24 protein-coding genes are annotated in these 25,682 nt (G+C 55.2%); 12 read left to right on the forward strand and 12 right to left on the reverse strand.

What is annotated here, in order from left to right; all coding sequences use genetic code 11:
- Positions 1–217 precede the first annotated feature (217 nt).
- Positions 218–1,447 carry a bifunctional phosphopantothenoylcysteine decarboxylase/phosphopantothenate--cysteine ligase CoaBC gene (gene coaBC / locus RMR24_RS03345; RefSeq protein ID WP_310613680.1) on the reverse strand — a complete coding sequence of 410 codons (1,230 nt, stop codon included), beginning with the start codon at positions 1,445–1,447 and terminating at the stop codon, positions 218–220.
- Positions 1,448–1,516: 69 nt separating this feature from the next.
- On the opposite strand from coaBC, the gene RMR24_RS03350 reads away from it, so the two are divergent.
- Genes RMR24_RS03350 through RMR24_RS03375 form a run of 6 tightly spaced genes read left to right on the forward strand, consistent with a single transcriptional unit; the run spans position 1,517 to position 6,922 of the window.
- Positions 1,517–3,163 (forward strand): CTP synthase, encoded by a 1,647-nt coding sequence (locus RMR24_RS03350; protein WP_310613681.1) that lies wholly within the window; start codon positions 1,517–1,519, stop codon positions 3,161–3,163.
- Positions 3,164–3,188: 25 nt separating this feature from the next.
- On the forward strand, positions 3,189–4,046 hold the full coding sequence (gene kdsA / locus RMR24_RS03355; RefSeq protein ID WP_310613682.1) for a 3-deoxy-8-phosphooctulonate synthase: 858 nt from the start codon (positions 3,189–3,191) through the stop codon (positions 4,044–4,046).
- Positions 4,047–4,101: 55 nt separating this feature from the next.
- Positions 4,102–5,385, forward strand: coding sequence for a phosphopyruvate hydratase (gene eno, locus RMR24_RS03360; RefSeq protein ID WP_310613683.1), 1,284 nt, complete (start codon positions 4,102–4,104; stop codon positions 5,383–5,385).
- 24 nt (positions 5,386–5,409) lie between these two features.
- Entirely contained in the window at positions 5,410–5,682 is a 273-nt protein-coding gene (ftsB, locus tag RMR24_RS03365) for a cell division protein FtsB (RefSeq protein ID WP_108282486.1), read from the forward strand.
- Entirely contained in the window at positions 5,679–6,290 is a 612-nt protein-coding gene (gene pnuC / locus RMR24_RS03370) for a nicotinamide riboside transporter PnuC (protein WP_310613684.1), read from the forward strand. Before ftsB ends, pnuC begins: the two co-directional genes overlap by 4 nt.
- Positions 6,287–6,922 (forward strand): ATP-binding protein, encoded by a 636-nt coding sequence (locus RMR24_RS03375; RefSeq protein ID WP_310613685.1) that lies wholly within the window; start codon positions 6,287–6,289, stop codon positions 6,920–6,922. Before pnuC ends, RMR24_RS03375 begins: the two co-directional genes overlap by 4 nt.
- A 6-nt stretch (positions 6,923–6,928) precedes the next feature.
- Here RMR24_RS03375 and RMR24_RS03380 read toward each other — a convergent pair whose 3' ends face one another.
- Positions 6,929–7,903, reverse strand: coding sequence for an Hsp33 family molecular chaperone HslO (locus tag RMR24_RS03380; protein ID WP_310613686.1), 975 nt, complete (start codon positions 7,901–7,903; stop codon positions 6,929–6,931).
- Positions 7,903–8,427, reverse strand: a complete 525-nt coding sequence (locus RMR24_RS03385; protein ID WP_310613687.1) for a gamma carbonic anhydrase family protein — start codon at positions 8,425–8,427, stop codon at positions 7,903–7,905. Before RMR24_RS03385 ends, RMR24_RS03380 begins: the two co-directional genes overlap by 1 nt.
- Positions 8,428–8,466: 39 nt before the next feature.
- On the opposite strand from RMR24_RS03385, the gene RMR24_RS03390 reads away from it, so the two are divergent.
- Complete coding sequence (locus RMR24_RS03390) at positions 8,467–9,270, forward strand: ferritin-like domain-containing protein (protein WP_310613688.1); 804 nt, start codon at positions 8,467–8,469, stop codon at positions 9,268–9,270.
- Between the two features lie 7 nt (positions 9,271–9,277).
- Here the strand turns inward: RMR24_RS03390 and xerD are convergent, their stop codons facing one another.
- Positions 9,278–10,204, reverse strand: a complete 927-nt coding sequence (gene xerD, locus RMR24_RS03395; RefSeq protein ID WP_310613689.1) for a site-specific tyrosine recombinase XerD — start codon at positions 10,202–10,204, stop codon at positions 9,278–9,280.
- A gap of 64 nt (positions 10,205–10,268) precedes the next feature.
- Between xerD and RMR24_RS03400 the strand changes: the two genes are divergently transcribed.
- From RMR24_RS03400 to RMR24_RS03415, 4 genes are all read left to right on the forward strand, one after another.
- Positions 10,269–11,174, forward strand: a complete 906-nt coding sequence (locus tag RMR24_RS03400; protein WP_310613690.1) for an AEC family transporter — start codon at positions 10,269–10,271, stop codon at positions 11,172–11,174.
- 91 nt (positions 11,175–11,265) lie between these two features.
- Entirely contained in the window at positions 11,266–11,523 is a 258-nt protein-coding gene (locus tag RMR24_RS03405; protein WP_310613691.1) for a type B 50S ribosomal protein L31, read from the forward strand.
- 63 nt (positions 11,524–11,586) lie between these two features.
- Complete coding sequence (locus RMR24_RS03410; RefSeq protein WP_310613692.1) at positions 11,587–13,317, forward strand: hypothetical protein; 1,731 nt, start codon at positions 11,587–11,589, stop codon at positions 13,315–13,317.
- 7 nt (positions 13,318–13,324) lie between these two features.
- Positions 13,325–14,704, forward strand: coding sequence for an MATE family efflux transporter (locus RMR24_RS03415; protein WP_310613693.1), 1,380 nt, complete (start codon positions 13,325–13,327; stop codon positions 14,702–14,704).
- 8 nt (positions 14,705–14,712) lie between these two features.
- Here RMR24_RS03415 and glmM read toward each other — a convergent pair whose 3' ends face one another.
- The 4 genes from glmM to RMR24_RS03435 all read right to left on the reverse strand — a co-directional run bounded on the left by glmM (position 14,713) and on the right by RMR24_RS03435 (position 19,674).
- Positions 14,713–16,044 (reverse strand): phosphoglucosamine mutase, encoded by a 1,332-nt coding sequence (gene glmM / locus RMR24_RS03420; RefSeq protein ID WP_310613694.1) that lies wholly within the window; start codon positions 16,042–16,044, stop codon positions 14,713–14,715.
- Between the two features lie 53 nt (positions 16,045–16,097).
- Positions 16,098–16,922 (reverse strand): dihydropteroate synthase, encoded by an 825-nt coding sequence (gene folP, locus RMR24_RS03425; RefSeq protein WP_310613695.1) that lies wholly within the window; start codon positions 16,920–16,922, stop codon positions 16,098–16,100.
- 57 nt (positions 16,923–16,979) lie between these two features.
- A complete protein-coding gene (ftsH, locus tag RMR24_RS03430; protein WP_310613696.1) occupies positions 16,980–18,893 on the reverse strand; it encodes an ATP-dependent zinc metalloprotease FtsH in 1,914 nt (637 codons plus the stop codon).
- Positions 18,894–18,999: 106 nt separating this feature from the next.
- Positions 19,000–19,674 (reverse strand): RlmE family RNA methyltransferase, encoded by a 675-nt coding sequence (locus tag RMR24_RS03435; RefSeq protein ID WP_310613697.1) that lies wholly within the window; start codon positions 19,672–19,674, stop codon positions 19,000–19,002.
- A gap of 34 nt (positions 19,675–19,708) precedes the next feature.
- On the opposite strand from RMR24_RS03435, the gene RMR24_RS03440 reads away from it, so the two are divergent.
- Positions 19,709–20,182, forward strand: coding sequence for a YhbY family RNA-binding protein (locus tag RMR24_RS03440; RefSeq protein ID WP_310613698.1), 474 nt, complete (start codon positions 19,709–19,711; stop codon positions 20,180–20,182).
- Here the strand turns inward: RMR24_RS03440 and RMR24_RS03445 are convergent.
- From RMR24_RS03445 to carA, 4 genes are read right to left on the reverse strand one after another with little or no spacing between them, the layout of a single operon-like run.
- On the reverse strand, positions 20,179–20,613 hold the full coding sequence (locus RMR24_RS03445; RefSeq protein WP_310613699.1) for a DUF4149 domain-containing protein: 435 nt from the start codon (positions 20,611–20,613) through the stop codon (positions 20,179–20,181). The genes RMR24_RS03440 and RMR24_RS03445 overlap by 4 nt on opposite strands.
- Before the next feature lie 9 nt (positions 20,614–20,622).
- Positions 20,623–21,099, reverse strand: coding sequence for a transcription elongation factor GreA (greA, locus tag RMR24_RS03450; RefSeq protein WP_310613700.1), 477 nt, complete (start codon positions 21,097–21,099; stop codon positions 20,623–20,625).
- Positions 21,100–21,118: 19 nt separating this feature from the next.
- Positions 21,119–24,382 carry a carbamoyl-phosphate synthase large subunit gene (carB, locus tag RMR24_RS03455; RefSeq protein ID WP_310613701.1) on the reverse strand — a complete coding sequence of 1,088 codons (3,264 nt, stop codon included), beginning with the start codon at positions 24,380–24,382 and terminating at the stop codon, positions 21,119–21,121.
- 2 nt (positions 24,383–24,384) lie between these two features.
- On the reverse strand, positions 24,385–25,548 hold the full coding sequence (gene carA / locus RMR24_RS03460) for a glutamine-hydrolyzing carbamoyl-phosphate synthase small subunit (protein WP_310613702.1): 1,164 nt from the start codon (positions 25,546–25,548) through the stop codon (positions 24,385–24,387).
- Between the last annotated feature and the right edge of the window lie 134 nt (positions 25,549–25,682).

Consider the following 25,682-nt stretch of genomic DNA (forward strand, 5'->3'; position numbering starts at 1 on the left):
GAAACCGTGACGGATGAGGAATTGACTATGATTGAAAACCGATTGAATCACCGCCCCAGAAAGCGACTAGGATTCAAGACACCTCACGAGGTATTCCATGCCTCGTTAAAGCGTGTTGCACTTCGTCCTTGAATCCGCCTCAGATGAAATAAATGGATGTTGAAAATTTAAATATGAATCTTGGCAGCAGGCGCTGGGTCGAATCGGGCCGCTGAAATCAAGCGACCTTCATACGCTGCGCAATCTCACCCACCAACTGGCGGGCCAAGGTCAGCTTGCTGCCATGCGGCAACTCTTGGCTGCCTTGTGCATCGACCAAGAGCAACGCGTTGTCATCCAACCCAAACGTCGCAGGACCGATATTGCCCACCAACAACGGCACGCCTTTGCGCTCGCGTTTGGCAGTGGCGTGCTTGAGTAAATCATGGCTTTCCGCCGCGAAACCCACACAATACAAATCACCGTTTTTGGCACGGGCTGATTGCGCCACAGCGGCCAAGATGTCTGGGTTTTCTACAAAATTGAGTTGAGGCCCCAAACTCGCTGAACCGCTGGAACCGTCTTTTTTGATTTTTTGCTGAGCCACATCCGCCACACGCCAATCAGCAACGGCCGCTGTCGCCACAAATACCGAAGCTGCATCCACATGCTTTGCGACAACAGCTTGCATATCCAAAGCCGATCGCACATCCACGCGCTGTACACCTCGCGGTGTGGGTAGATGCACGGGGCCAGCGACCAACGTCACTTGAGCACCGGCTTCACGCGCAGCGCGGGCAATCGAGAAACCCATCTTGCCGCTCGACAAATTGGTGATGCCACGCACAGGATCCATCGCTTCGTAGGTCGGGCCTGCTGTGACCAGCACATGCTGCCCCGTCAAGACTTTGGGTTGAAAGAACGCAATGAGGTCTTCCAAAATCTCTTCGGGCTCCAACATGCGACCGTCACCGCTTTCGCCGCAGGCTTGCTCGCCTTGGCCCACATCCAGCACATGCGCGCCATCCGCCATGAGTTGCGCCATGTTGCGCTGGGTCGCGGGGTGTTGCCACATTTCGCGGTTCATCGCGGGGGCCAAGATCAGGGGCACGCTTGCAATCGGGCGGGCCAAGCACATGAGGCTCAACAAGTCGTCAGCACGACCGTGCAAGAGTTTGGCCATGAAGTCGGCGCTGGCGGGCGCAACAAGAATTGCATCAGCCTCACGACTCAAATTGATGTGCGCCATGTTGTTGGGTTCACGGGCATCCCATTGCGAAACGTACACCGAGCGGTTCGACAAGGCCTGCATGGTCACGGGTGTCATGAACTGAGCCGCTGACTCAGTCATGACCACTTGAACCGTGGCTCCAGCTTTGACCAAAGCACGGCAGAGTTCCGCCGCTTTGTAGCACGCAATGCCACCACTCAAACCCAAAACAATGTGCTTTTTTGACAGATCAGACATGACTCGCAATGTAGCAGAGCGCCTATAATTTCGATTTCCACCTACCGGGAGGTTATCTCCCGATCTGGCATGACCCAATTTGTATTCGTCACCGGCGGTGTTGTCTCTTCCCTTGGTAAGGGAATTGCAGCCGCCTCACTCGCCGCTTTGCTTGAGTCCCGCGGCCTCAAAGTCACCCTCATCAAACTGGACCCCTACATCAACGTAGACCCAGGCACCATGTCGCCGCTGCAGCACGGCGAGGTTTTCGTCACCGAAGACGGTGCAGAAACCGACCTCGATTTAGGCCATTACGAGCGCTTCATCACGACGCGCATGAAAAAGGCCAATAACTTCACGACAGGTCAGATTTATCAGAGCGTGCTCGACAAAGAGCGCCGTGGTGACTACCTAGGCAAAACGGTGCAAGTTATCCCGCATATCACCAACGAAATTCAAGAGTTCGTGAAGCGCGGCGCCGCGTATGACACGCCTGAAGCCGTGGATGTGGCGATCGTTGAAATCGGCGGCACCGTGGGTGACATCGAGTCCCTGCCTTTCCTCGAAGCCGCTCGTCAAATGAGCCTGAAGATGGGCGCGCACAACACCGCGTTTGTGCACCTCAGCTACGTGCCTTGGATCGCCGCCGCTGGCGAACTCAAAACCAAGCCCACCCAACACACCGCACAAAAACTGCGCGAAATCGGTATCCAAGCCGATGCGCTGCTGTGCCGTGCTGACCGCCCAATTCCTGAAGAAGAACGCCAAAAAATCAGCCTGTTTTCGAACGTGCATGAGTCGGGTGTGATCTCCATGTGGGATGTGGACACTATCTACAAAGTACCACGCATGTTGCATGAGCAAGGACTGGACAACTTGGTGTGCGACAAGTTGCGCATCAACGCCAAACCGGCCAACTTGCAACGCTGGGACGACTTGGTCCACGAAGTGGCCAACCCCAAAGAAGAAGTCACCATTGCGATGGTGGGTAAGTACGTAGATCTGTCTGACAGCTACAAATCACTCAACGAAGCTCTGCGCCACGCTGGCATGAAGAACCATGCGCGCGTAAAAATCGAGTACGTGGACTCTGAGTTCATCACGCCAGAGAACGTCAAAGACCTCGGCAAATTCGACGCTATTTTGGTGCCCGGCGGCTTTGGCATTCGCGGCGTGGAAGGCAAAATTTCTTCTGCCCAATTTGCACGCGAAAACAAAGTGCCATACCTCGGCATTTGCTTAGGCATGCAAGTGGCGACCATCGAATACGCCCGCCACATGGCTGGCCTGAAAGACGCCAACAGCACTGAGTTTGTGCCAGACGGCCCTTACCCCGTCATCGCCCTCATCAACGAGTGGAAAGACGCAGACGGCAGCATCCAAACCCGCACGGCTGACTCCAACCTTGGCGGCACCATGCGCTTGGGCGCTCAAAGTTCAGATGTGGCCCCCGGCACCTTGGCCCACAAAATTTACGGCGACGTGGTGACAGAGCGTCATCGCCACCGCTACGAAGCCAATGTGAACTACCTCGACGCTTTACGCAAAGCGGGCTTGGTCATTTCCGCGCTCACACAACGCGAGCACCTGACCGAAATCATTGAGTTGCCACAAACCGTGCACCCTTGGTACATGGGCGTGCAGTTCCACCCCGAGTTCAAATCCACCCCATGGGATGGTCACCCGTTGTTCAACGCCTTCGTGAAAGCGGCGCTTGAGCACAAGGCGAAGGCCTAAACCTTTTTTAGAAACGGAACAAGCCATGAAACTTTGCGGATTCGACGTTGGTCTCGACAAGCCTTTCTTTTTGATCGCAGGCACCTGCTCCATCGAAGGCTTGGAAATGTCCATCGATGTAGCTGGCCAGCTCAAAGAAATCTGCTCTGGTTTGGGTATCCCATTGATCTACAAAGGCTCGTTTGACAAAGCCAACCGCTCGTCCGGCAGCACCAAGCGCGGCGTGGGCATGGATGCAGGTTTGAAGATCCTCGACGAAGTGCGTCGCCAATTGCATTTGCCCATCCTCACCGATGTACATGAGGCGTCGCAAGTTGCCACTGTGGCCAGCGTGGTCGACGTGTTGCAAACGCCCGCCTTCTTGTGCCGCCAAACTGACTTCATCCGTGCCATGGCGCAATCGGGAAAGCCTGTGAACATCAAGAAGGGTCAGTTCTTGGCGCCTTGGGATATGAAAAACGTCATCGACAAAGCCCGCGACGCTGCACGCGAAGCCGGCTTGCCAGAAGACAACTTCTTGGCCTGCGAACGCGGCGTGAGCTTTGGCTACAACAACCTCGTGGCCGACATGACCAGCTTGGCAGAGATGCGTAAATCTGGCGCGCCTGTGGTGTTTGACGTGACCCACTCTGTGCAAAAGCCGGGTGGCCAAGGCACGGTCAGTGGCGGCGCTCGCGAGATGGTGCCCGTGTTGGCCCGCGCTGGCGTGGCCGTAGGCGTGGCTGGTTTGTTCATGGAAACCCATCCTTGCCCCTCAGAGGCTTGGTCAGACGGCCCCAATGCTGTGCCCTTGAACAAAATGAAGGCTTTGCTGGAAACCTTGGTCGAGCTTGATGCCGTGACCAAAAAACACCCTCTCTTAGAAAACAACTTTGAGGCCTGAGTGCCACGCACGCAGCCTGAAATAATTTTTAAAAACTTGAAATAGGAAAACACAAATGAGCGCTATCGTCGACATCGTCGCCCGTGAAATTTTGGACAGCCGTGGCAACCCTACCGTGGAATGTGATGTGTTGCTGGAATCCGGCACCATGGGCCGTGCCGCTGTGCCATCCGGTGCATCCACCGGCAGCCGTGAAGCGATCGAGCTGCGCGACGGCGACAAGAGCCGCTACCTCGGCAAAGGCGTGTTGAAAGCGGTTGAGCACATCAACACCGAAATTTCCGAAGCGATTTTGGGCTTGGACGCTTCCGAGCAAGCCTTCCTTGATAAAACTTTGATCGACCTCGACGGCACAGACAACAAAAGCCGCTTAGGCGCCAACGCCATGTTGGCCGTGTCCATGGCTGTGGCCCGCGCTGCCGCTGAAGAGTCTGGCTTGCCTTTGTACCGTTACTTTGGCGGCATGAACGCCAACCAACTGCCTGTGCCCATGATGAACGTCATCAATGGCGGCGCACACGCCAACAACAACTTGGACTTGCAAGAGTTCATGATCATCCCCGTCGGCGCACCCACTTTCCGCGAAGCTGTGCGCTGGGGCGCTGAGGTGTTCCACGCTCTGAAGAAAATCATCCATGACAAAGGCATGAGCATTGCCGTGGGCGACGAAGGTGGCTTTGCGCCCAACGTCACCAGCCACGAAGCCGCTATCCAGATGATCTTGGATGCCATTGCCGCTGCGGGCTACACCGCCGGCGAGCAAATCGCCATCGGCTTGGACTGCGCGGCCAGCGAGTTCTACAAAGACGGCAAGTACCACTTGTCTGGCGAAGGCTTGCAATTGACGGCCCAGCAATGGACCGACATGCTCGCCACTTGGTGCGACAAGTACCCCATCATCAGCATCGAAGACGGCATGTCTGAAGGCGATTGGGATGGCTGGAAAGTACTGACCGACCGTTTAGCCAAGAAAGTGCAAATCGTGGGTGACGACTTGTTCGTGACCAATACCAAGATCTTCAAAGAAGGCATCGACAAAGGCATCGCCAACTCGATCCTCATCAAGATCAACCAAATCGGTACCTTGACGGAAACCTTTGCAGCCATTGAGATGGCCAAGCGCGCGGGCTACACCGCCGTGATCAGCCACCGCTCTGGCGAAACCGAAGACAGCACCATCGCTGACATCGCAGTGGGCTTGAATGCGGGTCAAATCAAAACCGGTTCTATGAGCCGTTCTGACCGCATGGCCAAGTACAACCAACTCTTGCGCATCGAAGAAGATTTGGGTGATGTGGCTGTGTACCCAGGCCGTTCTGCCTTTTACAACTTGCGTTAACAGCTACGCTTTCTGAGCCTACAGATGCTGCGTCCACTCCACCTCGTACTGATTGCCCTGCTGCTTGTGCTGCAGGGCCAGCTGTGGTTTGGTCGTGGCAGCTTGCCTGACGTGATTCGTCTGCGCGAGGTGTTGAAAGACCAAAAGCAGCAAAACGCTGCCGCGCAACTGGCCAACGATCGCCTCAGTGCGGAACTCCATGATCTCAAAGATGGTCTGGAAATGGTCGAAGAGCGTGCCCGCTCTGAGATCGGCATGGTCAAGCCCAACGAAGTCTTCGTGCAAATTGCGAAGTGACCGAACTCCTTTTCTCGACCGCATTCACCCTCTGGGGCCTTGAGACTTCTTGGCTTGAACTCATCGCGGTGCTACTGGCCTTCGCGATGATTCTGTGCAACATCGTTGAGTTGCATTGGGGCTGGCCTTTGGCTGCGATCAGCTCGGTGCTGTATTTCTTTTTGTTTTGGAGCCAACGTCTGTACGGCGATGCGCTGCTGCAAGTGCTGTTCGTGGTTTTAGCACTTTGGGGTTGGTCGGTGTGGTTGCTTGGCGAAGAAGGTGCACCGTTGCCCGTCACACGCATGCCCTTAGACCAACGGCTGAAATTGGCCGTCAGCGGGACAGTGCTGTGGCTGGCCACGGGTAGTTTGCTGCGGAACTTCACCGACACCGATGTACCTGGGTGGGATGCGTTCCCCACTGCATTCAGCTTGATTGGCCAATATTTGCTAGCGCACAAACGCCTAGAAAATTGGGCGATTTGGATCATCGTCAACATCGTGGCCGCTGGACTTTTTGCTTGGAAAGGCTTGTGGCTCACCACGCTGCTCTATCTCATGTTCATTGTGCTGAGTGCCGTGGGTTGGCACACATGGCTTAAACACATCGAAGTGAAAGCCACATGAAAATTGCACTGCTCGGCGCTGAAAGCACAGGCAAGTCGCAACTGGCTTTGGCCCTGAGTACACGGTTACAGCAATCAGACTTGGCCGTGCACCGCGTTGACGAATACTTGCGTGAATGGTGCGATATCGAAAACCGCACCCCCAAGCGCGAAGAGCAACGCCACATTGCCCAAACGCAAATGGACCGCGTGCTGGCTGCACCGGAGGGGTCGATCGTGATTGCAGACACGACGCCTCTTATGACAGCGGTGTATAGCCAAATGGTGTTTGACGACCACAGCCTAGACGCCTACGCCTTACAGCAACACGCACGGTTCGACATCACCTTGCTCACGGGACTTGACCTTGAATGGGTCAGCGACGGGTTGCAGCGCGTGGGGGTGCATGTGCGAGAACCCGTGGACCAAAAGATCAGACAACTTCTCTCTCAGGCCAATTTGCCATTTCAAGTGGTTTACGGTTCGGGTGAACAACGTTTAGAAAACGCTTTGTTTTGTATTGCACGCCAAGCGCCACATTTGGCCAAACAGCTGCAGCGCCCCGAGCCGCCCATACGCTGGAGCGGCCCCTGCGAAACCTGTGGCGACGGCGACTGCGAACACCGCTTGTTCACCAGCCTAGTCAAAGGCTGAACGGCCTTATTGCAGAGATGAGGGCGCGGGTGGGGGTGTTGGTGTGCCAGTAAAGATTTGCGCGGCATCGACCGCGTCATAGCGGTATTGCTCGCCACAAAAATCGCAACCCACTTCCACATCGCCGCGCTCGGCCAAGATGCTTTCCACCTCTTCGGTCCCCAAGCTGCGAATCATGTTGCTCACACGTTCGCGGCTGCATGAGCAGGCAAAGCTGGGGGTGAGTGGCTCGAAGCGCACTAATTTTTCTTCCCAGAACAAGCGGCGCAAAATCGTTTCAACATCCAAGTTCAGCAACTCATCGGACGTCAAGCTAGAGGCCAAGATAGAGATGCGGTTGTAGTCTTCGTTGCGGCCAATTTCATCCTCGTCTTCTAGCGTGGCTTTGGCGGCCAAGTTACCCTCGCCTTTGATGGGCAGGCGTTGGATCAACAAGCCAGCTGCTGTGGTGTCATTCGCGGCCAGCACCAAAGTGGTGTCGAGCTGCTCGCTTTGCAGCATGTAGTGCTGCAGCACGTCGCTGAACTTATCGAGTTTATTGCGATGGTCGTCAAACAAGGGCACCACGCCTTGATACGCCTGCTGGCCCGGCATTTTGTTGAGTGGGTCGAGCGTGATGGCACATTTACCCTCATTGTTGACATTGACCATCTCTGACAAGGTGCTGGCGTCGCCCAACTCACCCACCACTTTGGCCGTGGCTCGCAAGCTGAGGTTTGGATTGACTTCAACGACCGCCAGCTTCAAAGGGCCGTCACCAAAAATTTGCATCACCAAAGCGCCGTTGAATTTGATGTTCGATTGCATCAACACAGACGCTGCCGTCATCTCACCCAACAAATGGCGCACGGGCTCAGCATAGGGGCCGGTTTCCACATTGGCTGCACGGCGCTTGAGCACCTCTTGCCACACATCGGTGAGCTGCACCAACATGCCCCGCACGGGCAAACCATCGAACAAAAATTTATGCAACTGAGACATCAAGCCAACTTCTTTAAACCCGCTTTGAAACGGTTCTTGTTATTCACATAGTGCTGAGCACTGCGGCGCAACCCTTCGATTTGTTCTGGCGTGAGCTGACGCACCACCTTGGCGGGCGTGCCCAAAATCATGGAGCCATCCGGAAACTCTTTGCCCTCGGTCACCAGCGAACCAGCACCCACCAAACAGTTTTTACCAATCTTTGCGCCGTTGAGCACTATGGCACCAATGCCAATCAGCGACTCGTCGCCCACCGTGCAGCCATGCAGCTGAACCATATGGCCCACCGTCACATGCTTGCCAATGGTGAGTGGAATGCCCACATCGGCATGCAACACACTGCCGTCTTGGATGTTGGTGCCTTCACCAATGTGGATGGTGGCAGAGTCACCTCGCACCACGCTGCTGAACCACACGCTGCTGTCAGCAGCCATGTGCACATCACCCATCACTTGGGCGTTGTCAGCGACCCAAGCCGACTCGGCAATATCAGGGGTCAGCGTATCGAGTTGGTAAACAGCCATGAAAGTCTCCTGCGATTTTGATTTTCTACAATTGTAAGGATGAGCCTACGCCCTTTAGCCTTGACCGCCCTTTGTATATGCGACCCCGTTGCGAAAGTTCAAGCCGTGCAGTCGCTGTGGGCCGAGCAAAAAAATGTGGGGCTATTTGCGTATGAAGCGATCGCCAGCGATGCAAGCCTTGTGCTGCCCGGACGCCCTGAGCTGCCGCGGCTGATTCCAGCCCAACAAGTGCCCACGCGCACGCCCTTCACGCCCGAGGGCTTGGCCGCATTGATGCACGCGGTGTGCCACATCGAATTCAATGCCATCAACCTCGCCTTGGATGCCGTTTGGCGCTTCCCCAACATGCCCGATCGCTATTACACAGACTGGCTGCGCGTGGCCTACGAAGAATCGCAGCACTTTGAAATGCTGCACACCCACCTGCAAAGCCTAGGCTACCGTTACGGTGACTTTGATGCACACGATGGCATGTGGCACATGTGCCAAAAGACAGCCAACGATGTGCTGGCCCGTATGGCACTGGTACCCCGCACACTCGAAGCACGCGGTCTGGACGCCACGCCCCTGATTCAAACCAAGCTGCGCAAAGCCGCCACGCCGAGCGCCTTAAAAGCTGCAGATTTGCTGGACATCATCTTGCGCGAAGAAGTGGGTCATGTGGCCATTGGCAACCACTGGTACCGCTGGTTGTGCGAACAGCGCGGCCTTGATCCTGTGGGGTTTTACAGCGAACTGGCCAAGCGTTATGAAGCGCCAAAACTGCGCCCACCGTTCAACAAAGAAGCCCGCAAACGTGCCGGCTTTACCGAGGCTGAGTTGGACTATTTGCTAGGCGTCTGATCTCAAATCAGCCACGCGGGTGATGCTGACCGTGCAAGCTCTTCAAGCGCTCACGCGCAATGTGGGTGTAGATGGTGGTGGTCGAAATATCGGCATGGCCCAGCAGCATTTGCACCGCACGCAAATCGGCACCGTGGTTGAGTAAATGCGTGGCGAATGCATGGCGCAAGGTGTGCGGTGAAATCGGCACATGGATTTGGGCTTGCAAAGCGTAGCGTTTGATCAGCTGCCAAAACATGGCACGTGTCATAGACTCACCTGCGTTTTTGCCGCGCACCGTCACAAACAAAGCTTCGGTTTGGTGGCCTGCCAGTAACGCAGGGCGCGCCTCATTCAAATAGCGCTGCAACCAATCACGCGCGACTTCGCCAAACGGCACCAAGCGCTCTTTGCTGCCCTTACCCATGATGCGCAGCACGCCGTCGTTCAAACTCACATGCAAAGTTTTGAGGTCCACCAACTCGCTCACACGCAAGCCGCTGGCATAAATCAACTCCAACATGGCGCGGTCGCGCATGCCTAGACCGGTGGATACATCGGGCGCGTTGAGCAAACTCTCCACTTGCGCCTCGGTCAAACTTTTGGGCGCACGCACAGGTTGCTTGGCGGTGAGCAGCTTCAACGTGGGGTCGGTCACCAACATGCGTTCACGAAGTGCCCAGCGGTAAAACCGTTTGAATACCGTCAAGCGGCGATTGGCACTGGTGGCTTTGGTCTGTGCATGTCGGTGTGCAAAGTACTGCTGCAAGTCCGACTCTTGCGCAGCAAGCAAATGCGTCCCCTGCGTGTTCAGCCACGCAGACAGCAAATTCAAATCACGCCGATAGGCCGCCAAGCTGTTGGGGGCCAAGCCCTGCTCAAGCCACAACGCATCAACGAAGATGTCGATGTTGGCGTCAGGTGCTGCGACTTGAAGTGGCGTGGGATATGTCATGCGAGCGTCAATCGTAAAGGCTAAAGACTCGCTCAGGCACGTCGAGTGCGGTTATTCTCTGCGAGTGAATTACGCCCAACTCCTCTTTCCCGACTTCTCGCTCATCCTATGTGGTTACCTCGTTTGTAGATACACCGCCCTCAACCGCACAGTATGGGAGCAGGTCGAGAGCTTGGTTTACTTCTTTCTATTTCCGATCTTGCTGTTTCACTCCATCGTGCGGACACCTTTGGATTTGAAAGCGGCCTCACACCTCATCATGGCGGGTTTAGTTTTGGGCGCCAGCAGCATTGGCCTGTCTTATGCGCTGCCCAAACTGCCATTTCTTCGCAAACACATTGACACCCGCTTGCATGCAGCCAGCGCACAAGTGGCGTTTCGGTTTAACTCCTTCATCGCGCTGGCCTTGGCAGAGCGTATTGCTGGATCGCAAGCCTTGCTGCTGATTGCGGTGCTGATTGGCGTGTGCGTGCCCATGTTTAACGTGGCGGCTGTATGGCCCATGGCGCGACATGGCCAACGTCATTTGGGCCGTGAACTCATTCGTAACCCCCTCATCTTGGCCACTGTGTCTGGTTTGCTGGCCAACATGGCAGGCTTGCACATTCCCAGCTGGACCGAGCCGACCCTGCAGCGCATTGGCGCCGCCTCTTTAGCCTTGGGCCTGATGGCAGCAGGCGCGGGCATGGAGTTTGGACATTTGATGAAGGGCAAAACCTTGGCCATGTCACTCTTGGCCATCCGACATCTCATCACGCCGTTACTGGCCTACGGCCTAGCCCGTGCCTTCGAACTCGACCACACACAAACCAGTGTGCTACTGGCCTTTTCGGCCTTACCCACAGCCTCTACCTGCTATGTGCTGGCAGCCCGCATGGGTTACAACGGGGCATATGTGGCAGGTTTGGTCACGCTTTCGACGGTGTTGGGCATGCTCAGTCTGCCATTCGCCTTAGGGGTTTTGCGATAAAAGGTTTCTTATCCATGGCATAATGACGCGTTTTGCGGAAAGTGTGTCGAAATAGGTCGGCGTGGCTACCGCAGCTGCTCAAGGAAAAGCGATGAAAGAAGGCATTCACCCCAACTACCGTGAAATCTGTTTCATGGACATGTCTAACGGTTTCAAATTTGTGACGCGCTCATGCGCCAGCACAAAAGAAATGATCAAAATGGAAGACGGCCGCGAGTTGCCGTTGTACAAGTTGGATACCACCAGCGAGTCACACCCTTTCTACACTGGCACACAAAAGTCTGTCGACAACATGGGCGGCCGCGTCGAGCGCTTCCGCAACAAGTACGGCAAGACCATCGCCAAGTAAGCCCCGCGCTCACTTCAAACAAGGCAGCCCGGCACTCCGCGCTGCCTTTTTTATTTAAAAAAAGTGTCCCAACCCACCCCCGCCATCGTTCCTCAAAGTGCTGTGCGTCGTTTGCCGCGAATTGCACTGTGGCTGTTTTGCGCTGCTTATGTCTTACCGGGCCTGTTTGGCCGTGAACCTTGGAAAGGCAATGAGTTCAACACCTTCAGCTACATGTTGGCGCTTGCGGAAGGTACAAGCGATTGGTTGAACCCGAGCATCTGGGGAAAACTGCCCGAACTCGATGCCTTGCTGCCTTATTGGCTGGGCGGATGGGCCATTCAAATCGCACCCTCTTGGATATCTGCGGGCTTAGCCGTGCGAATTCCGTTTGCAATGCTTCTAGCCCTCACCTTGGCCAGCACTTGGCATGGCGTGTATTACTTGGCATTGAGCCCTCAAGCGCAGCCCGTGCCATTTGCCTTTGGGGGTGAAGCCAAGCCCAAAGACTATGCGCGCACGATCGCTGATGGCGCAGTGCTGGCACTCATCGCCTGCCTAGGATTGGCGCTGCTGTCGCATGAAGTTAGCCCCATCTTGACGCAACTGGCGCTGGTCAGCTTTGTGTTTTACGGCGTAGCGGCACTGCCCTATCACCCCCGCTACAGCTTGACAGCGGTGACCATCGGTTTGTTGGGTTTGTGCCTGAGTGGTGCACCCAGTTTTGCCGTTTTGATGGCTGTCGGCAGTGGTCTTTTGTGCTTGTTGGATCGACAGAGTACATCGACACAAACGGCTCGTTTACACGCGCTGTGGCTTTTGCTTATGGGCATTCTTGTCGCGGCTTTGGCTTATGTCTTGAATATTTGGCATTGGCGCTTGCTGCCCTTGCATGACGATCCGCAAGCCTGGCGCAACTTGTTGCGTTTGTTGGTCTGGTTCACTTGGCCCGCTTGGCCGTTGACTGTATGGACGCTGTGGCGTTGGCGCCGTCAATGGGCCTCGCTGCACTGGAGTCGCCACTTGGTGCTACCCATGTGGTTCGCAGCGCTCACCGTCAGCACGGCGCTGCTGACGCACTCATCAAGCCGAACTTTGCTGCTGGCACTTCCAGCGTTTGCAACACTGGCAGCCTTCGCACTGCCCACATTGCGACGCAGCGTCGCAGCTTTGATTGACTGGTTCACCCTGCTATTTTTCTCAGGCTCTGCACTGATCATCTGGATCATTTGGATTGCCATGCAAACAGGCTGGCCGGCTGCTCCAGCAAAAAATGTGGCGCGATTAGCACCGGGCTTTGAACCTAGCTTTGGGTGGTTTGCCTTTGGCTTGGCATTGGCGGCCACTGCCGTGTGGGGTTGGCTGGTAAGTTGGCGCTCTGCCAAACATCGTCATCCCTTATGGAAAAGTTTGGTGCTACCCGCTGGCGGTGCAGCGTTATGCTGGCTGCTGCTGCTCACCCTGTGGCTGCCCCTTTTAGATTTCGCATTCAGCTACAAACCTTGGGTCCAACAAATTCAAAGCGTGATGTCCAAGCAAGATGCAAACAAAACACAAGGCGTTTGCTTGCTCAGCTATGGTTTGAATACGAGCCAAATGACAGCCTTTCACTACCACGGTGGTTTTGATGTGAAGCCTGTTGAGCTGACAAGCGCCGATCAACAACACGCTTGCCCGTGGCTCGTTGTTGACAACGATTTACGCCCCGAATTGGCGCAAGTGGTTCGGTTGAACGAATGGACCCGCGTGCGCAGCATTTATCGCCCTGCCGATAAAAAAGAAAACGTGACCTTGTATCACCGCCGTCAACCTTGATGCAGTTATGAGTAGCGAACGCGCCACCATCATGCGGCACGCCGGCACCGTGATGGTCGGGCAAGTCGCCGTGATGGCTTTCAGCATCGCTGACACACTGATCGCTGGCCACTTTGCCGACACAGCCCTGGCGGCATTGGCTGTGGCGTCCGCCACGTATGTCACGATCCACATCTCGCTCATGGGCATGCTGCAAGCCTTGCTGCCCGTCTGGGCCGAGCTGCATGGCGCACAACGACACGCCGAGGTGGGGCGTTCGGTGCGACAAGCGCTGTACCTGTGCGCCATCACCGCCAGTTTGGGCATTTGGGCCTTGGTGTGCCCCGATCTCTTGCTGAACTGGACGCAGGTTCCACTTGATTTACAGGCGGACGTACGCAACTATCTCAACATCGTGGCTTTTGGGCTGCCGGCGTCTTTGCTGTTTCGTATGTACAGCACGCTGAACCAAAGTTTGGGCAAACCTAAGCTGGTGACATGGGTGCAAGTGGGCGCACTGATCGTGAAAGTACCACTGTCTATCGTGCTGGTTTTAGGCATTCCCAATGTGCTGCCACCCCTAGGCCTAGCGGGTTGTGCATGGGCCACGTTGGTTGTCACACTGATGATGATCAGCTTGGCGCTGTGGCTGCTAAGCACACAAGACTTTTACAAGCCTTACCGCATCTGGGCACCGATGGAAAAGCCGCATGCAGCGACCCTGCTTCACTTCGTGCGTTTGGGCCTGCCCAGCGGCTTGGCCATTGGTGTGGAAGTCACCTCCTTCACCCTCATGTCTTTGTTCATTGCACGTTTAGGCGTGGTGGCCACCGCTAGCCATCAAATCGTGTCCAACATGACAGCCGTGCTCTACATGATTCCTTTATCGCTGTCGATTGCCAGCAGTTCGCGCGTGAGTTATTGGATTGGTGCAGGGCAAATTCATCGTGCGCGTCAAGCGCTTCGAACGGGTTTGAGTTTGGTCTTGTTGCTGAGCTTGAGTTTGGCTGCGCTGATTGGCTGGCAGCACCAAGCGATTGCACAGCTGTATACCCAGTCACCTGAAGTGGCAACGCTGGCAGCGACCTTGCTGCTGTGGCTGATGCTCTATCACGTGGCTGACGCGGTGCAGGTGTTTTGCGTGTTCACCTTGCGCTGCTATGGCATCACGCTGTTGCCACTCATCACTTACACCGTCTTACTTTGGGGCTTAGGTTTGGCTGGCGGCTACGTGGTGGCCTATGGCGCTGGATTTGATTTGTCGAGCTTAACTTGGCTCACACCTCAATCCCCGATTGCGTTTTGGCAAACCGGCAGTTTGGCTTTGTACATCACCACAGCCGTTTTACTGCCCGTGCTGTGGCGTGCGGCATATCGTCAAAGCAAACCCACTCAATTAAGGGGCTGACCTCTGCCTTAAGCCGACAAGGTGTCGGCAATGCGCTTGGCACACGCGTTGGCTTGCGCTTCATCACGCGCTTCGACCATCACACGTACCAAAGGCTCGGTGCCACTGGCGCGAATCAATACACGACCGCTATCGCCCAACTCTGCCTCTGCTTTTTGCACTTCTTCTTTCATGCGGGCATTCGACTGCCAGTCTTGGCCAGGACGCAAACGCACATTGAGCAAAGTTTGTGGAAACAGGGTCACGCCTTTGAGCAGCTCTACCATGGCTTTGCCACTGCGCACACAAGTTTGCAGAATCTGCAAAGCGCTCACCAAGCCATCGCCCGTGGTGTGCTTGTCCAAGGCCAGCAAATGGCCTGAGCCTTCGCCACCCAAAATCCATTTATTTTTGGCGAGCTCTTCCAACACATAACGATCCCCCACCTTGGCACGGACAAACTGCACGCCACGTTTTTTCAGGGCTACTTCCACAGCCATGTTGGTCATCAAGGTACCCACCACACCGGGCACGACTTCGTCATTGGCTAGGCGGTCGTCCGCCATCAAATACAGCAGCTCGTCGCCGTTGTACAAGCGGCCTTGGGCGTCCACCATTTGCAAGCGATCCGCATCGCCATCTAACGCGACACCGAAATCAGCGTGGTTGGCTTTGACTGAGCGCACCAAGGCATCGGGATGGGTCGCCCCCACCTCGTGGTTGATGTTCAAACCGTCAGGGCTACAACCAATGGCAATCACTTCGGCACCCAGCTCATGGAAGACCTTAGGCGCAATGTGATACGCGGCACCATGCGCAGCATCCACCACGATTTTCAATCCTTTGAGCGTGAGGTCATTCGAGAACGTGCTTTTGCAAAACTCGATGTAACGACCTGCGGCATCATCCAAACGCTTGGTTTTACCGAGGTTGGCTGAGTCTGCCCATACGGGCGCTTCGTCTAACGCAGCCTCTACCGCCAACTCCCAAGCATCGCTGAGCTTGTTGCCTTGGGCACTGAAAAACTTAATGCCGTTATCGGCAAACGGGTTGTGGCTGGCACTGATGACCACGCCAAGGCTCGCACGCTGAGCGCGTGTGAGGTAGGCCACACCAGGTGTAGGCAAAGGCCCAAGAAGCACTACGTTCACGCCCGCCGAGTTGAAACCAGACTCCAGAGCTGACTCCAACATATAGCCAGAGATACGCGTATCTTTGCCAATCAACACGGTGGGGTGCGCTTCGGTTTGTTTCAGCACACGCCCTACAGCATGCGCCAAACGCAACACAAAATCTGGAGTGATAGGAGCTTGGCCAACGGTGCCCCGAATGCCGTCTGTGCCGAAATATTTGCGTGTCATGTTGTTTTACCTTGATCGTTCTTTTTGTTTGTTATCGGTTTGAGACCATTGTCTCAAACTTGTGCGGCCTGCCAAACTTTGAGTGCCTGCACCGTTTGCGCCACATCATGCACACGCACGATCCGAGCCCCACGCTCCACAGCCAACACGGCAGCAGCCACGCTGGGCACCATGCGTTGATCCAACTCGCAACCCGTGACTGCACCGATGGAAGATTTGCGTGACCATCCCACCAACAAGGGGTAACCCAAGGCCAGCAACAGGTCTTGATGTGCAAGCAACTCAAAGTTTTGCACCACAGTTTTGCCAAAGCCCACACCGGGGTCTAACGCAATGCGACCCTGCGCCACGCCCATGGATTGCAACGCTTGCGCATGGCTTTTCAAGAAATCAGCCACCGGCTGAATTGAACTGCCATGCATAGGCAAGGTCTGCATGGTTTGTGGCTCACCGTGCATGTGCATCAGGCACACACCACATTGGGCATGAGATGCCACCACGTGCTGCGCGTCAGCCTGTCGCAAGGCCCACACATCGTTGATGATGTCAGCCCCCGCATCCAATACCGCTTGCATCACTTGCGCCTTGTAGGTGTCCACAGAGATAGGCACATTCAAACGCAACGCTTCGCGCACCACGGGCAGCACACGTGCCAATTCGTCTTTCAGCGAGACAGCGGGTGCACCGGGGCGGGTGGACTCGCCACCAATGTCCAAAATGCTTGCGCCCTCTTTGAGTAACCGCTCGCAGTGAGCCAAAGCAGCGCGCGTGTTCGCGTGAAGGCCGCCGTCTGAGAACGAGTCAGGGGTGACATTGACAATGCCCATCACCTGCGGCTGGCTCAGGTCAATGCGAAAACGTGTGGTTTGCCAAAACATAAATGCTCCATGAAAAACGGGGCTTTCGCCCCGTCTCTGTGTCAGTCCCCGACTGCCTTAAGCGGCCGTGGGTGCTGGGTCTGGCTGCACCGCTGGTGTGCCGCCACCGCTGTCTCCACCTGTTGGCGTGCGTGGTGTCCAGTCTTTGGGCGGGCGTGGCTCACGCCCAGCCATGATGTCGTCAATTTGGTCTTTGTCGATGGTTTCCCACTCAAGCAAAGCCTTGGCCATGGTGTGCATCTTGTCTGAGTTTTCTTCAATCAAACGACGGGCCAAGTTGTATTGCACATCAATGATGCGGCGCACTTCGACATCTACCTTTTGCATGGTGGCTTCGGACATGCTAGTGGTCTTGGTGACCGATCGGCCCAAAAACACTTCGCCTTCGTTCTCGGCGTAAACCATGGGGCCCAAGGCCTCGGTCATGCCGTAGCGGGTCACCATGTCACGCGCGATGGAGGTAGCACGCTCAAAGTCGTTACTCGCGCCGGTGGTCATTTGGTTCATGAACACTTCTTCGGCAATACGGCCACCGAACAACATGCTGATTTGGTTCAACATGAATTCTTTGTCGTAGCTGTAGCGGTCTTTCTCGGGCAGGCTCATGGTCACACCCAAAGCGCGACCACGAGGAATGATGGTCACTTTGTGCACAGGATCGCACTTGGGCAAGAGCTTGCCAATCAAAGCGTGGCCAGACTCGTGATACGCGGTGTTGCGACGCTCATCCTCTGGCATGACCATGCTCTTGCGCTCAGGGCCCATCAAGATTTTGTCTTTGGCTTTTTCAAAGTCGACCATCTCCACCACGCGGGCGTTGCGACGCGCCGCCATCAAGGCGGCTTCGTTACACAAGTTGGCCAAATCTGCACCGCTCATGCCGGGTGTGCCGCGTGCGATGACACTGGCGTTGACGTCTTGGCCAATCGGCACTTTACGCATGTGCACGTTCAAGATTTGCTCGCGACCACGAATATCGGGCAAGGTCACATACACCTGACGGTCAAAGCGACCTGGGCGCAACAATGCGGCATCCAAAATGTCAGGGCGATTGGTAGCAGCCACCACAATCACGCCGAGGTTGGTCTCAAAGCCATCCATCTCAACCAACATTTGGTTCAAGGTTTGTTCGCGTTCGTCATTACCGCCGCCTACACCGGCACCACGTTGACGACCCACGGCATCAATCTCATCTATGAAGATGATGCAAGGTGCATTCTTTTTGGCGTTCTCAAACATGTCGCGCACGCGGGCTGCGCCCACGCCCACAAACATTTCAACGAAGTCTGAACCAGAGATGCTGAAAAACGGTACTTTGGCTTCGCCAGCAATACCTTTGGCCAGCAATGTTTTGCCGGTACCAGGAGGGCCAACCAATAACAGACCGCGTGGGATACGACCACCCAGTTTTTGGAATCGTTGTGGATCTTTCAAGAAGTCCACGACTTCTTTCACTTCTTCTTTGGCTTCATCGCAGCCTGCAACGTCAGCAAAGGTGACTTGGTTGTTGTTCTCGTCCAGCATGCGCGCTTTGCTCTTGCCGAAGCTGAATGCCCCGCCCTTGCCGCCGCCTTGCATCTGGCGCATGAAGTACACCCACACACCGATCAGGAGCAACATGGGGCCCCAGCTGACCAGCAAAGTCATGAGGAGCGAGCCTTCTTCGCGGGGCTTGACGTCAAACTTCACACCGTTGGCAATCAGATCGCCGACCAAACCACGGTCGAGATAAGTGGCCGTTGTGCGAATCTTGCGCTCGTCATTGGTGACCGCTGAAATTTCAGTGCCGCCCTGACCTTCTTGAATGGTGGCGGTTTTGATACGCTTGGCACGAACTTCCTCGAGGAAGTCCGAATAACCAAGATAGCCAGAACCTGCACCTGGACGTGTTTCAAACTGTTTGAACACGGTAAACATCACCAAAGCGATGACCAACCAAACAGCGACTTTTGAGAACCATTGATTATTCAATGTGGGCTCCGAAATAAAAAGAGTACGAGATGTACTGAGATGGTCCCGATTTTAGGCCTTTCAAGCGCTGAGCACGCTTTATTTACGCGCTCAGGCCTTATGAAACTCAAGGATTTGCGCAAACGCGACTTTTCACGCCCATGCCGACCAAAAAGGTTTCACTTGATTTGTCACGGCTGGCCTTGGGCTTGATGGGTTTGACCACACGAAAGGTGTTTTTAAAAAGAGTGACTAAATCGCTGTAACCACTGCCGTGAAAGAGTTTGACCACCAAAGCGCCATCGTCTTTGAGGTGTTTTTGTGAAAAGTCTACGGCCAGCTCAATCAAATGGGCAATGCGTGTGGCATCTGTCGACTCGATACCACTCAGATTGGGCGCCATGTCTGACACCACCACGTCGACGATACGGCCTCCTAAGGCCGCTTCCAGCTGAGCCAAGACCTCTTCTTCACGGAAGTCGCCTTGAATGAAGGTGACACCCTCTACGGGTTCCATGGTCAAAATATCCAAACCAATGATGGTGCCATTCAAAGTCCCCACGGCCGCGCCTGTGGGCGACATGCGGCGACGCAGGTATTGACACCATGCACCGGGGGCGCAACCCAGGTCAACCACCACGTTGCCGGGTTTGACCAAGCTGAGCTGCTCGTCAATTTCTTTCAGCTTGTAGGCCGCACGTGCGCGATAGCCCTCTTTTTGGGCCAACTTGACGTAGGTGTCGTTCACATGGTCGTTCAACCATGTTTTGTTAACTTTTTTGCTTTTAGTTTTAGCTTTCAATTCATACCTTTGAGGGAGCGGGGATAATACCCGCATGTCCGCAATACAACTCACACCTGCTCAACGCAAAATTCACCGTGCCGAAGCGCACCATTTAGACCCCGTCGTGATGATTGGCAACGACGGTTTAACACCCGCCGTCATCAAAGAAGCCGAGATGGCGCTCAACGCGCACGGCCTCATCAAAATCCGTGTACTGGGCGACGACCGCCAAGCACGCGAAACCATGTTTGCAGCTTTAGCTGACCAACTCAGCGCAGCACCCATTCAACACATCGGCAAGCTGTTTGTGTTGTGGCGTCCACGCGCTGAAAAAGAACGCACCGCCGACGAAGACCGCATGGCGGGCCCACGCGATGTCAAAGTACTCAAGTACAGCAGCCGTGGCGGTCAACGCCCGGAAGTGAAAACCTTGCGCGTGTTGGGCAACCAACGCCTGACCTCTGGTGGTCAAGTCAAACGCGCCAAACCGAAAAAGATTTCGGTCAAAAAACGCACACTGGGTTAATCGATTTGCGCGGGGCCTGCTGCAATGGCAGTCTCTGGCCTCGCAGGGCATAGCGCCCACAGCACCTTGCCAGCACAAAAATACTGCAACACATAAAACGCAGATCCTAGGTTGTGCCACAAAGCCATGTTGTCTCTAGCCATGATGTGGGGCTTGACAGCCAACTCAATCAGCAAAGCCAACAACATGCCGGCAATCACCCAAGGTGATGGTGTGTTAGTTCGATCAGCGCCTTCGCGTTTGGCCGCCAATAGCAACAAAATGCCGCAAGCCAATGCCAACCATGTTTGAGCACTGAATAATTTGGCAGCCATTTGCCCCGCGATAGCCGGCGTTTCCAGATGCACAAACAACATGGGCACCACCATGAAACCGACAGCGGTAAGACTGCCCCACCACAGCGCGGCCAAAAAGATTTGTAACCGTGCCATGCGTGAGGTTTAGAGGTATGAGACCTTGACCACTTCGTAGCGCTTCACACCACCTGGCGCTTGCACTTCGGCCACATCGCCCTCTTCCTTGCCAATCAAGGCGCGGGCAATTGGGCTGCTGATGTTGATGAGGCCAAACTTCAAATCGGCTTCGTCCTCGCCCACGATTTGATAGGTGACTTTGTCACCTGTTTCTTCCTCTTCCAACTCAACCGTGGCACCAAACACCGCACGTCCGCCCGCATCCAGTTCAGTCGGGTCAATGATTTTGGCTACCGACAACTTGCCTTCAATTTCTTGAATGCGTCCTTCGATGAAGCCTTGACGGTCTTTGGCCGCGTCGTACTCTGCGTTCTCGCTCAAGTCTCCTTGTGCGCGGGCTTCGGCAATCGCGGCGATGACGGACGGGCGCTCAACGGTCTTGAGTTTGTGCAACTCGTCCTTCAGCTTCTCTGCACCACGCTTGGTAATTGGAACTGTGCTCATCGTATATCTTTCAGCGACCTTAATTGGCGGCTAATTGGGCGTGCATTTCCTGCACAGAAATGACATCCAAGGTATCCATGTACTTCATGCCTTCCACAGCCGCTTCTGCGCCTGCAATGGTCGTGAAGGTGGTCACACGGTTGAGCAATGCCGAGGTGCGAATGTGACGTGAGTCAGCAATCGCGTTACGACGCTCTTCCACGGTATTGATGACCAACACCACTTCGTTGTTCTTGATGCTGTCCACAATGTGTGGGCGACCTTCGGTCACTTTATTCACCACATCGCAAGCCACACCAGCTTCAACAATCGCAGCCGCTGTGCCCTTGGTGGCCATCATCTCAAAGCCCAAAGCGGCCAATTGACGTGCCACTTCGATGACGCGAGGCTTGTCGTTGTTCTTCACAGAAATGAAGACCTTACCTGTGGAGCGGCCATCGGCATCACGTGGACGTGGCAACTTGGTGCCTGCGCCCAATTGGCTCTTCACAAAGGCTTCGCCGAATGTTTTGCCAACACCCATGACTTCGCCCGTGGACTTCATCTCTGGGCCGAGGATGGTGTCAACCCCTGGGAACTTCACAAAGGGGAATACAGCTTCTTTGACGCTGAAATATGGGGGCGTGACTTCTTTGGTAATGCCTTGCGACGCGAGGGTTTGACCCGCCATACAACGAGCTGCGACCTTGGCCAACTGAATGCCTGTGGCTTTAGACACATAAGGCACGGTGCGTGAGGCACGAGGATTCACTTCCAACACATAGATGACGTCTTTACCGTCCACATGTTGAATGGCGAACTGCACGTTCATCAAGCCAACGACATTCAACGCACCCGCCATCGCGGCGGATTGGCGCTTGAGTTCGTTGACGGTCTCAGTCGATAACGAATAAGGGGGCAACGAGCAAGCCGAGTCGCCGCTGTGAACGCCCGCTTGCTCGATGTGTTCCATCACGCCACCAATGAAGGTTTTACCTTCAGGGTCACGCAAGCAGTCCACATCGCACTCAATCGCGTCGTTCAAGAAGCGGTCGAGCAACACAGGCGAGTCGTGCGACACCTTGACGGCTTCGCGCATGTAGCGCTCAAGGTCGCGTTGCTCGTGCACGATTTCCATGGCTCGGCCACCCAGCACATAGCTGGGGCGCACCACCAAGGGGTAACCCAAGGCTGCTGCTTTTTCTAAAGCTTCTGGCTCGGTACGAGCTGTCGCGTTCGGTGGTTGACGCAGACCGAGGTCGTGCAACAACTTTTGGAAACGCTCGCGGTCTTCAGCCGCGTCAATCATGTCAGGGCTGGTGCCAATGATGGGCACGCCAGCTGCTTCCAAATCGAGCGCTAACTTCAAAGGCGTTTGACCGCCGTATTGCACGATGACGCCCGTTGGCTTTTCTTTGTCGACGATCTCCAACACGTCTTCCAGCGTCAATGGCTCGAAGTACAAACGGTCGGAGGTGTCGTAGTCGGTCGATACAGTTTCTGGGTTGCAGTTGACCATGATGGTTTCATAGCCGTCTTCGCGCATGGCGAGTGCGGCGTGCACACAGCAATAGTCAAACTCAATACCTTGGCCGATGCGGTTAGGACCGCCGCCGAGCACCATGATTTTTTTGTTGTTGGTGGGTTCAGCTTCGCACTCACCGTCACCATGGCCTTCATAGCATGAGTACATGTAGGCGGTGTCGGTTGAGAACTCAGCCGCACAGGTGTCCACACGCTTGTAGACAGGGCGAATGTTGAGTTCATGGCGGCGTGCACGCACCACGTGCTCGGTGGTTTTGAGCAACTTGGCCAAACGACGGTCGGAGAAGCCCTTCTTCTTCAAGGCGCGCAACTCTTCGGCGGTGATGGCTTCGAGCGTCGTGGTTTCAACTTCGAGTTCAATCTTCACGATTTCTTCAATTTGCACCAAGAACCAAGGGTCAATCTTGGTCAAGGCAAACACCTCGTCCACGCTCAAGCCCATGGCGAATGCATCGCCCACGTACCAAATGCGTTCGGGTCCGGGCTCACCCAGTTCTTTCTCGAGGACTTCGCGGTCTTGGGTTTTTTCGTTCATGCCATCCACGCCAACTTCCAAACCGCGCAGGGCTTTTTGGAAGGACTCTTGGAAGGTACGGCCCATGGCCATGACCTCGCCCACCGATTTCATTTGGGTGGTCAAGCGGCTGTCAGCCGTCGGAAATTTCTCAAACGCGAAACGCGGAATCTTGGTCACCACGTAGTCGATCGAAGGCTCGAACGATGCGGGGGTGGCACCGCCTGTGATGTCGTTGCGCAGCTCGTCGAGTGTGTAACCCACAGCCAACTTGGCTGCGACTTTCGCGATGGGGAAACCCGTGGCCTTAGAAGCCAACGCCGATGAACGCGACACGCGTGGGTTCATCTCAATGACGACCATGCGGCCGTCTTTGGGATTGATCGAGAACTGCACGTTTGAGCCGCCAGTGTCCACACCGATTTCACGCAACACAGCCAAAGAGGCGTTACGCAAAATTTGGTATTCCTTGTCGGTCAAGGTTTGTGCGGGCGCCACGGTGATGGAGTCACCGGTGTGCACGCCCATGGGGTCCAAGTTTTCGATCGAGCAAATGATGATGCAGTTGTCCGCCTTGTCGCGCACCACTTCCATCTCGTATTCTTTCCAGCCGAGCAAGGACTCTTCAATCAACAACTCGTTGGTGGGCGAAGCTTCTAAGCCGCGCTTACAGATGATTTCGAACTCTTCGGGGTTGTAGGCAATACCGCCGCCCGTGCCGCCCAGCGTGAAGCTGGGGCGAATGACGGTGGGGAAACCCAAACTCTTTTGCACATCCCACGCTTCTTCCATGCTGTGGGCAATGCCTGAACGCGCTGAACCCAGACCAATCTTGGTCATGGCATCTTTGAACTTCAAGCGGTCTTCGGCTTTGTCGATGGCCTCAGGGGTTGCACCAATCAGCTCAACCTTGTACTTGGCCAACACGCCGTGGTGCCACAAGTCCAATGCACAGTTGAGCGCTGTTTGGCCGCCCATGGTGGGCAGGATGGCGTCTGGACGCTCTTTGGCAATAATCTTCTCAACCGTTTGCCAAGTGATGGGTTCGATGTAAGTGACGTCTGCCGTGGCAGGGTCGGTCATGATCGTGGCAGGATTGCTATTGATCAAGATGACTTTGTAGCCCTCTTCACGCAAAGCTTTACAAGCTTGCACGCCAGAGTAATCGAACTCACACGCCTGACCAATGATGATCGGGCCTGCGCCAATGATGAGGATGCTTTTTAGGTCGGTGCGCTTTGGCATGATTATTTCGCCTCCATCAGTTTGATGAAGCGGTCAAAGAGGTAAGCAATGTCGTGCGGGCCGGGCGATGCTTCAGGGTGGCCTTGGAAGCAAAACGCGGGCTTGTCGGTGCGGGCCAAGCCCTGCAAAGTGCCGTCAAACAAAGACACGTGGGTGGCACGCAAGTTGGCAGGCAATGATTTTTCATCCACTGCAAAACCGTGGTTTTGGCTGGTGATGGACACACGACCTGAGTCGAGGTCTTTCACGGGGTGGTTCGCGCCGTGGTGGCCAAACTTCATCTTGAAAGTTTTAGCGCCACTGGCCAATGCCATGATTTGGTGACCCAAGCAAATACCGAATGTAGGAATGCCTGTTTCAATCAACTCAGCAGCGGCCGCAATCGCGTAGTCGCATGGCTGAGGGTCTCCTGGGCCGTTGGACAAGAAGATTCCGTCAGGCTTGTGCTTGAGCACTTCAGCAGCGGGCGTTTTAGCAGGTACCACGGTGACCTTGCAGCCGCGCTCGGCCAACATGCGCAAGATATTTTTCTTCACGCCAAAGTCGTAAGCGACCACATGGAACTTTGGCGCGGTCAAGTCGCCGTAGCCTTCGCCCAAAGTCCACTCGGTTTGGGTCCACTCATACGACTTGGACACCGTGACTTTTTGCGCCAAATCGAGGCCCGCCATATTGGGCGCGCCTTTGGCGGCTGCTACCGCTTGATCGATCAACGTTTGTGTGACTTCTTGACCTTTGGCCAATCCCACAATCGCGCCGTTTTGCGCACCCTTGGTGCGCAAGATGCGTGTGAGTTGACGGGTGTCGATGTTGGCAATGGCCACGGTACCTGCATCGACCAAATAGGCCGACAAGGTTTGGTGTGAGCGGAAGTTGCTTGCGATCAAAGGCAAGTCTTTGATGATCAAGCCAGCAGCATGGACTTTGTCAGCTTCGATGTCTTCCACGTTAACGCCGTAGTTACCAATGTGCGGGTACGTCAAAGTGACGATCTGCTGGCAGTAACTGGGGTCAGTGAGAATTTCCTGATAGCCGGTGAGTGAGGTGTTGAACACCACTTCGCCGACTGTAGAGCCAGAGGCTCCGATCGAGTTGCCGATAAAGACCGTGCCGTCTGCGAGCGCCAAGATGGCGGGGGGGAAGGTTCCCTGAAGAGACAAAAGCACTGGGTTCTCCGGAATAGTTCGGGTACGCCTCAGCACTCACAAGAGAATGTCTTCTCTTTGGCTACTTTGTTCGAGGAATTTGCCTAGTTTTGGCTGGGACGTACAGGTTGATGCGGGAAAGCCTCCCATTATAT

This window comes from Limnohabitans sp. (genome assembly GCF_031539105.1).
Classification (GTDB): Bacteria; Pseudomonadota; Gammaproteobacteria; order Burkholderiales; family Burkholderiaceae_C; genus Limnohabitans.

Excerpts from the sequence above, each read along its gene's own strand:
- coaBC (WP_310613680.1), bottom strand. The coding sequence starts at position 1,447 with ATGTCTGATCTGTCAAAAAAGCACATTGTTTTGGGTTTGAGTGGTGGC.
- RMR24_RS03350 (WP_310613681.1), top strand. The coding sequence starts at position 1,517 with ATGACCCAATTTGTATTCGTCACCGGCGGTGTTGTCTCTTCCCTTGGT.
- kdsA (WP_310613682.1), top strand. The coding sequence starts at position 3,189 with ATGAAACTTTGCGGATTCGACGTTGGTCTCGACAAGCCTTTCTTTTTG.
- eno (WP_310613683.1), top strand. The coding sequence starts at position 4,102 with ATGAGCGCTATCGTCGACATCGTCGCCCGTGAAATTTTGGACAGCCGT.
- ftsB (WP_108282486.1), top strand. The coding sequence starts at position 5,410 with ATGCTGCGTCCACTCCACCTCGTACTGATTGCCCTGCTGCTTGTGCTG.
- RMR24_RS03375 (WP_310613685.1), top strand. The coding sequence starts at position 6,287 with ATGAAAATTGCACTGCTCGGCGCTGAAAGCACAGGCAAGTCGCAACTG.
- RMR24_RS03380 (WP_310613686.1), bottom strand. The coding sequence starts at position 7,903 with ATGTCTCAGTTGCATAAATTTTTGTTCGATGGTTTGCCCGTGCGGGGC.
- RMR24_RS03385 (WP_310613687.1), bottom strand. The coding sequence starts at position 8,427 with ATGGCTGTTTACCAACTCGATACGCTGACCCCTGATATTGCCGAGTCG.
- RMR24_RS03390 (WP_310613688.1), top strand. The coding sequence starts at position 8,467 with ATGAGCCTACGCCCTTTAGCCTTGACCGCCCTTTGTATATGCGACCCC.
- xerD (WP_310613689.1), bottom strand. The coding sequence starts at position 10,204 with ATGACATATCCCACGCCACTTCAAGTCGCAGCACCTGACGCCAACATC.
- RMR24_RS03405 (WP_310613691.1), top strand. The coding sequence starts at position 11,266 with ATGAAAGAAGGCATTCACCCCAACTACCGTGAAATCTGTTTCATGGAC.
- RMR24_RS03415 (WP_310613693.1), top strand. The coding sequence starts at position 13,325 with ATGAGTAGCGAACGCGCCACCATCATGCGGCACGCCGGCACCGTGATG.
- glmM (WP_310613694.1), bottom strand. The coding sequence starts at position 16,044 with ATGACACGCAAATATTTCGGCACAGACGGCATTCGGGGCACCGTTGGC.
- folP (WP_310613695.1), bottom strand. The coding sequence starts at position 16,922 with ATGTTTTGGCAAACCACACGTTTTCGCATTGACCTGAGCCAGCCGCAG.
- RMR24_RS03440 (WP_310613698.1), top strand. The coding sequence starts at position 19,709 with ATGTCCGCAATACAACTCACACCTGCTCAACGCAAAATTCACCGTGCC.
- RMR24_RS03445 (WP_310613699.1), bottom strand. The coding sequence starts at position 20,613 with ATGGCACGGTTACAAATCTTTTTGGCCGCGCTGTGGTGGGGCAGTCTT.
- greA (WP_310613700.1), bottom strand. The coding sequence starts at position 21,099 with ATGAGCACAGTTCCAATTACCAAGCGTGGTGCAGAGAAGCTGAAGGAC.
- carB (WP_310613701.1), bottom strand. The coding sequence starts at position 24,382 with ATGCCAAAGCGCACCGACCTAAAAAGCATCCTCATCATTGGCGCAGGC.